General features: G+C 61.4%; 1 protein-coding gene. It reads left to right on the forward strand.

Going from position 1 to position 1083, the window contains the following annotated elements; translation table 11 throughout:
- Positions 1-954 (forward strand): sugar ABC transporter substrate-binding protein (locus EN969_RS32450; protein ID WP_127419803.1); only part of this gene is annotated, 954 nt, incomplete at its 5' end.
- Positions 955-1083: the final 129 nt, after the last annotated feature.

A 1083-nucleotide genomic window follows, 5' to 3' on the forward strand; every position in this document is an offset into this window, starting at 1 on the left:
CATAAGAGCCTGGCCGACAAGGTCGACCTGCAGGTCCAGGTCGCTGGCCCCAACGCGCAACGCCAGATTCAGCAGATCAACGCAATGGTGCAAAGCGGCGCCGAAGCCATTGTCGTGTATCCGATCTCGCCGACCGCGCTCAACCAGGTCGTCAAGAATGCCTGCGACAAGGGCGTGAAGGTCTTTGCGTACGACGCCGAGATCACCGAGCCTTGTGCCTACAACGTCCACATAGACCAGCTGGAAGCGGGCAGGGTGACCGCCGAATGGCTGGTCAAGAAGCTCAATGGCAAGGGCAACATCATCGCCATCACGGGCGTCCCGGGAACATCCGTTGACGATCAGCGGACAAAGGCCGCCAAGGAAGTCTTCGCCAAGTATCCTGATATCAAGATCGTCGGCGAGGCTGTCGGCATGTGGAGCCAGGCGGTCGCCCGCACCGAACTTTCGAAAATCCTGGCCACCCGCAATTGGGACGACATCAACGGACTGTGGATGCAGGTCGGCTGCTTCACCGCCAACTCGATGCAGCTCGAGGCTGGCAAGAAGACCAGCGAACTCCTGCCTTGCGCCGGCGAAGGTTCCAATGGCGGCCGCATCCAGATGCTGCCGGAGGGCACCGAAGTCGAAGGTGCCGCTCCTCCTTATGCACCGGCGGGCGCACAACGCATTTCCTATGCCTCGCCGCCTTATTCGGGTGCGCTGGCGCTGAAGCTTGCCGTCGAGGCGATCGAAGGCAAGGACGTGCCGAAGACCACCATCCTGCCGCTGCCGGTCGTTACCAATGAGACGATCAAGCTGTGCGACGAAGGCACATGGGCGGAGATGAAGGCCGGCTGCAACGCCTTCAAGCCGTCGCTGGTCTCCAATCCGGGCTGGTTTGCCTCGATCTTCTCGGACCAGACACCCGAGGTCGGCCTTAATGCTGCCCTCGTCGGACAACCGGAGAACTAAGCCTCCCAAGGCCCGTGTGACGATGCACGGACAACTGTCCGTGCGTCGTCAATCCATGCCAAGCCGGCGATCGAGGACAATGACAGAACACTCCGAGCTCCCCGCCGTCGAGATCGACGGCATCAGCAA

Origin of the sequence: Mesorhizobium sp. M7A.F.Ca.CA.003.01.2.1 (assembly GCF_003998945.1) — a bacterium.
Classification (GTDB): domain Bacteria; phylum Pseudomonadota; class Alphaproteobacteria; order Rhizobiales; family Rhizobiaceae; genus Mesorhizobium; species Mesorhizobium ciceri.